The 6,215-nt window shown below is 61.8% G+C and carries 6 protein-coding genes and 1 pseudogene; 4 read left to right on the forward strand and 3 right to left on the reverse strand.

What is annotated here, in order from left to right; genetic code table 11:
• Window positions 1-3: 3 nt before the first annotated feature.
• A complete protein-coding gene (locus QP752_RS11000) occupies window positions 4-423 on the forward strand; it encodes a YbaN family protein (RefSeq protein WP_256021917.1) in 420 nt (139 codons plus the stop codon).
• Here the strand turns inward: QP752_RS11000 and QP752_RS11005 are convergent.
• Complete coding sequence (locus QP752_RS11005; protein WP_284805513.1) at window positions 404-2,122, reverse strand: hypothetical protein; 1,719 nt, start codon at window positions 2,120-2,122, stop codon at window positions 404-406. The genes QP752_RS11000 and QP752_RS11005 overlap by 20 nt on opposite strands.
• Before the next feature lie 21 nt (window positions 2,123-2,143).
• Window positions 2,144-2,761, reverse strand: coding sequence for a DUF3558 family protein (locus tag QP752_RS11010; protein WP_284805514.1), 618 nt, complete (start codon window positions 2,759-2,761; stop codon window positions 2,144-2,146).
• A 143-nt stretch (window positions 2,762-2,904) separates the two neighbouring features.
• On the opposite strand from QP752_RS11010, the gene panB reads away from it, so the two are divergent.
• From panB to QP752_RS11025, 3 genes are all read left to right on the forward strand, one after another.
• The gene (gene panB / locus QP752_RS11015) at window positions 2,905-3,708 is read left to right on the forward strand and encodes a 3-methyl-2-oxobutanoate hydroxymethyltransferase (RefSeq protein WP_284805515.1); all 804 of its coding nucleotides are present in this window, start codon (window positions 2,905-2,907) and stop codon (window positions 3,706-3,708) included.
• Between the two features lie 11 nt (window positions 3,709-3,719).
• Complete coding sequence (gene panC, locus QP752_RS11020) at window positions 3,720-4,544, forward strand: pantoate--beta-alanine ligase (RefSeq protein ID WP_284805516.1); 825 nt, start codon at window positions 3,720-3,722, stop codon at window positions 4,542-4,544.
• Between the two features lie 186 nt (window positions 4,545-4,730).
• Window positions 4,731-5,330, forward strand: a complete 600-nt coding sequence (locus QP752_RS11025; protein ID WP_070975381.1) for a hypothetical protein — start codon at window positions 4,731-4,733, stop codon at window positions 5,328-5,330.
• 322 nt (window positions 5,331-5,652) lie between these two features.
• On the opposite strand, the pseudogene QP752_RS11030 reads toward QP752_RS11025, so the two are convergent.
• Window positions 5,653-6,215 (reverse strand): annotated as a pseudogene (locus tag QP752_RS11030) (hypothetical protein); the annotation flags it as partial.

The following is a 6,215-nucleotide window of genomic DNA, read 5'->3' on the forward strand; positions in this document are numbered from 1 at the left end:
ACGATGCGATACGTGTACATGATTGTGGGGCTGGTGGCGCTCGCTCTGGGCGCGGTCGGCGTGTGGGTGCCGATCCTGCCCACGACGCCGTTTCTGCTGCTTGCGCTGGTGTGCTTCACGCGGAGCTCGCCACGGTTGGAGCGCTACCTGCTGCGCCATGACACGTTCGGCCCCTTCATTATTGACTACTACTCAGGACAGCTGACGCGGGCGCAGAAGCTGCGGATTCTGGGGCTGCTGTGGTTGGGGATGGGCGCCTCCATATGGGTGGTGATAGTGGTGGTCGGGCTGTGGCCGGTGGCGGTGCTGCTCGCTGCGATCGGCGCCGCGGTGAGCGCACACATCTGGCGACTACGGCCACGCCCCGAGCGCGCCGCCGAACTACGCCAGCGCGCTGGACTGCCTACCGACCACGCACGTTGAAGCCGATGACGCCGGGGTTGACCAAGGGGGCGTCGCCAAGAAGGGCGTGGATGTTGCCCTCCCTCTCGACGGCACTGGTGACCGCTTTGGGGCGTTGCTTCTTGTCATCTTTGCCGCGGCCCTGCGACATTGGCGCACCCATGAAGCCGCCTCGCTGCCCTTGCTGACCTGCGGTGTTGGCGGCAGAACCTGAGGCACCCGCTGCGCCTGCTGAGGAGCCGAAGCTGCCTGTGGACCCGGCACCCGGCCGACCGGCGAATCCTCCCGCGCCGCCGCCGGCGAGGCCAGCGTTGGAGCCGAATCCTGAGGCTGTGGGTGAGCCTGCCCCTGCGCCTGCTGAGGAGCCGAAACCTGGCGCCTGCTGGTGCAGCGACCCGGCGCGATGGCGACCACCACCGCCTGCGCCACCCATCGGCATGCCGCCGAATGCGCCTTGGCCTGCACCTACGCCGGAGCCCGCTGCGGAAGCGGCGTTTGTCGCTGCGCCGCCGAGCCCGCCTGCACCGGATGCGAGACCGCCGTGGAGGCCAGCGCCCGGCGCGACATTCGCTGCCGGCGCGTTCAGCGCTCCCGGTGGAGGAAGCGTCGGGGCCTGCGCCGAGGCAACCTGGGTCGGGGTGGCGCCGGACGCGATGGCATTGAGCATGTCCGGGTTCGGCTTCCCAAACTGCTGCAACACATCCTGCGGACCACGCGCGTTCGCGAGATCCGTGTAGCCGTTGTTGGCAAAGATGCTGGCAAGCCCCGCTGGCATTGGCGCGTCCGCGAACTCGGGTGCTGTCGGCGCGGGTGGGCCGCTGATGGAGAAGTCGGAACCGGTGACGTCGGTGAGGTCCGGAAGCAGCTTGACGAAGGTCGGGTTCGTCGCCGGCAGGTACGAGTTGACGTACATCGGGTAGGAGCTGACGAAGGCCTCCTTCACAGCCTTCACCGCAGCCGGGGATACCGCCTCAGCTGCTATCGCCGCAGCCTGAGCTGCCGCCGCCATAAGTTGCGACGACGACGCCAACGCCGCCAATCCCGTGTTATTCCCCGCAAGCGCCGCCGAGTTGGCTGCGTACTCGGAGCCCGCCGCCTGAATCAGCTGGAGACGCGCGATCGCCTGGGCGACGAACTCGGTCTCCGCCGAAGATTCGAGGGACGCAATGGCCGGGGCGATGGCCTCCACCATCTCGTAAATACGCTGCGCATTCGACGTCCAATTCGACGCCAACCCCGACGGAATCGCTGTGTTCGTGGTCAGAATATTGCTCACCAGCGACTCGAAGCTCCCATCCGTCGACGCGTACACCGAACTGTTATTGAACGGCTGCGTCTTGTAACTCTTCGCGACAGCCGCCGCCGACGACATCCCAAGATTCGAACCCAGCCCACTCAACCCAGGCGTTCCACTAAGCCCGACCGCGTTCACAATCCCCGCAATCGAATCGTCCGCCATCACCGTATTGTCCAGGCAGACCTTCAACACCTTTGCCGACGACTTCACATTCCCCGTGAACGCGTCCGTCGCAAGTGGAGCGTGCTCCGAGTAGATCGCCCCGTGCTTCTCCCCTGCCTCGCGGAGGCCGGAGACCGAGGAGAAGGATCCCCCAGCATTAAAAGTGGTCGCCGTGAACATACCGGCAGCGTCATAGACTATCGTCTGCAAGTCATTGATGGCGCCGTTAACATCATCAACTTCAATAATTATTTTTGTCATTTTTCCCCCAATATCTTTTGGTTAGCTGTGTGCCCCGGACAAATACAATTGCTCTAGCAGATCAACCGCTATCTGACAGTAATCATCAAACGAATAGCTCTCGTCAAGGCTGAAAAAGAAGGTTCCGATAGCTCCACGCATCGTATCCACTTGTGCAATGCACGGATGAGTCGTCACAAGGGGCATCTCCTGCCTGTAGACGTAGATTTCCGGCAAGATATTTGACTCGATTCCGTCGACCATAACTCGTGTCTGCTCTGCTTGTGATCTATTTCCGTCACTGTTCGCAATTCCTTTGGACTGAAAAGTTCCCGGCTCAGAAAACATGCAAAATGAGTTCCCATGCGGCGAGTCAATCTCCCCGTCCGTGCTCCGCTTGATTTCCCCGGTGAAGTCCGCGCGGCGGAATTCCTCCTCGGTGATGTCGTTGCAGGGATCGAAGTAGTCCTCGGGGGCAAGCGTGAATGGGTCGAAGTCGCCGATGGGGACGGTACCGGACTCAAACACGAAGGCTTTCTGGCCCGCAGAATCCGAGGGAGGGGCGTTGGTTGGGGCGGAGGGGGCGTCGATAAGAGTGGTGCTGGAGCAGCCAGCGAGAAGTGTGGCGGCGAGCAGTGGTGCCAAGGTATAGGTGCGCAAAGTGTCCCCCCGTTTTTCAAAGTGTTTCTACACAACCTAGTGCATTTCGCGCGATTGTAAAGGGTTTTGTGTACACCATGGTGGACATCCGATTTTCAATAACCGCCAGCGAGGCGCCACCCAGCGTCCTAATATAAGGCCCTATGAAACGACTCCGTACTCGTTACTTCGCGCACGCGAAGGCAGAGGGCCGCAAATTTACGGCGCTGACCAGCTACGACACCATGACCGCCCAGATCTTCGACGAGGCGGGCATCGACTTCCTGCTCGTCGGGGATTCGGCGGCCAACGTGGTGCTTGGCCACACCACTACCCTGCCGATCACGCTCGACGAGATGATCGCGTTCGCCTCGGCCGTGGTGCGCTCGACGCAGCGTACGTTTGTGGTGGTTGACCTGCCGTTCGGCACGTATGAGGAGTCGCCGGCGCAGGCGCTCGCCGCGGCGGTCCGCGTGATGAAGGAGACTGGAGCGCAGGCAGTGAAGCTGGAGGGCGGCGTCGAGGTGGCGCCGACGATCAAAACGCTTGTCGACGCCGGCATTCCCGTCTGCGCCCACATAGGGTTCACGCCGCAGTCCGAGCACGCACTCGGCGGCTACGTGGTACAGGGTCGCGGTGACGCAGCTCAACAACTACTTGACGACGCCACCGCCGTCGCAACCGCGGGTGCTTTCGCGGTCGTTTTGGAGATGGTGCCTTCGGAGATCGCGACGCGGGTAACGAACGAGGTTCCGATCCCGACCATCGGCATCGGCGCAGGTAACGGCACTGACGGGCAGGTGCTCGTGTGGCAGGACGCGTTCGGGTTCCGCGCCGGCGGAAAAACGCCGCGGTTTGTACGTCAGTATGCGGACCTGGGCGCGCAGCTGCTGGAGGGCGCGCGGAGGTACCGGGAGGACGTCGAAAAGGGGGACTTCCCTGCTGCTGCCGAATCGTTCGAGGACTAAGGAAGGCCACCATGCGAGTCATTACCACTGTTGAAGAACTGCGCGCGGCGCGCGCCGAAGCGACCGGGACCGTCGGCCTGGTGCCGACAATGGGCGCGCTGCACTCCGGGCACGGCACGCTGATTGAGCGGGCCCGGGGAGAGGTCGACACGCTGATTACCAGCGTGTTCCTCAACCCACTGCAGTTCACCGACCTCGGCGACACCGACGATTACCGCAACTACCCACGCGATATTGAGGCGGACTCAACGTTTTGCGAGGAGCGCGGCGTCGACATCGTGTTCGCGCCCAGTGTCGAGGAGATGTACCCGGGAGGGGTGCCGCAGATCTGGGTTCGCACCGGCGAGATGGGCACCGTCCTGGAAGGCGCGTCGCGGCCGGGGCACTTCGATGGCGTAGCGACCGTCGTGAACAAGCTGTTCAACCTGGCCAAACCAGACGTCGCCTACTTCGGACAGAAGGACGCGCAGCAGGTCGCGGTGCTACGCCGGATGGTTCGCGACCTGAACCACGACGTGGAGATCCGCACCCTGCCCATCGCGCGCGCCGCGGACGGCCTGGCGCAGTCCTCCCGCAACGTGCGCCTCTCCGAGGCGGGACGCTCGCAGGCACTGGCGCTGTCACGTTCGCTGCGGACGCTGCAGGAGCAGGCCGAGGCGGGCGCGTTGGACGTGGATGCCGTGCGCGCGGAGCTTGCCGCTTCGGAGGGCGTGACGCTGGACTACCTGGTGGTCGTCGATCCGGATACGTTGCAGCCGACGTCCGGTCCTGGCCTGGCGCTGGTTGCGGCGACGGTGGACGGCGTGCGGCTCATCGATAACGCGCTGTTGGGGTAGGCCGGGGCGCTGCGGCGGCGGAGGCTGCGGGGTTTCGGGGGCGGAAGGTGTGGTGAAAAGCTTGCTCGGGATTTTGTGAACAGAATTGCACCTGGCTTCGCGCCCGGGCAGCAGTCTTGACAACCGCTGAGGGGGCTTGAATATACAAGAACCTTGTTTTTCCTGTCGCCCAAAGGAGTTTTCGGTGTGAAGAAAATTGCAGCCGTAGCCCTCGCCGCAACCATGACCGTCGGGGCGCTCGCACTGACCACGGGCGCCGAAACTGAGAAGCACCCGATGGACTCCTACCTAATCTCTGCACCGCTGGGCAACAAGATGGTCGACAAAAATACGTGCAAGATTACAGAAACTAACATGTCAATTGTTCAGCGCCACCTCGATGACCCTAGCGAAGCTGCTTACTTTACGAAGCAAACCGACCGCACATGGGCGATAGAGAATCTTCCAAAGATCGAGGCACGTCTGAGGGAACTCCAAAGCACCAACCGCAGCCTGCTAATCCAGTTCTACACTGGCACCACCATCACCAAAGATGAGAAAATACTCAAGGAGTTCCCTGAACTCCTGTACACGATTGAAAGTTTCAAATCCTACATCGCCTGCGCCAAGGGCGAAAACTACGAGGCAAGCTTCATCACCCAGCAGTCCTCGAAGATGACAAACGCGGGTCGCGCGGCAACGTTCTGGACGCCGGTCGCGCTGCTGATCGCGGGCGTGCTCGGCGCGGTCGCGCTGCCAGCGCTCAAGCCGATGCTGCCAGCCAACATCGCTGCAATGCTGCCGTAACACCATCACGGCCTCTGTCAACACAAGCCGAATGCACCCGACTAATCGTCCATGGTTTCCCGGAGACACGGAAACCTTGGACGATTAGTTACGTCTAGACGGGCCGCATTATTGGGACGGAGTTGGACGTCGATTAGCTGCGGCAAGAGATTTACAGGAGTGCCGCAAAGCTATATCGCGATCGCAGGTCTTGTGCTTGCGGTGCCGGGCTTGATCGACTTGTGGCCGAGCGCTGAGGGGAGCCATACCGAGTTCTTGATCTCCCTGATCGCTGTGCTGGTGATAGGCGCGGTGCTCTTTTTCGACGCCGCGTTGTCCGCATCTACTCGTCTTGTTCACCAGAAAGCGCGTAGCGCTGGTTCTTCGCGTTCCAGTGCTTTTCTGTGAACGTAATGATGCCTTGCTGCTCCATTGCCTTCAGGGTCGGGGTTATTTGACCGTAACTCATGCCAGTGTGCTCGGCGATTTCACGTTTGGACAGTGGCTGTCCGGCGTGGTGGAGCGCTTTGCGGATCAGGTCGATTTTTTCCCCGCTCCGTAGGTACGCGCGGCTCCGTGATTGTGGAGATGTCGGAGTTGCTGACTCTGGGGCTTTCGGCGCAGATGTCTCTTCCGGGAGGAAAGAATAAACGGTGCCACCTGCTTGGCCAAGGGCGGTCGCTAGGCCGTATTCCACAAGCTGTTGTAACTCGGCGCGTGCTTGGGTGGAGTCCATCGGGAATTCTTGGCGATAGGACGCGTTGGTAAGCGTCTCACCATTGCGCATCCGGATGAGCGCATGGCGCTGCGCCGTGGAAAACACCTCTCCCATTACGTTGTTAGCGGTTCCACCCCAGGGCACCGAAGATTCATAGGCCGTCCACCCGATTGGGCGGGTTATGTTTA

This window comes from Corynebacterium sp. UMB10321 (genome assembly GCF_030228725.1).
Taxonomy (GTDB): Bacteria; Actinomycetota; Actinomycetes; order Mycobacteriales; family Mycobacteriaceae; genus Corynebacterium; species Corynebacterium pseudogenitalium.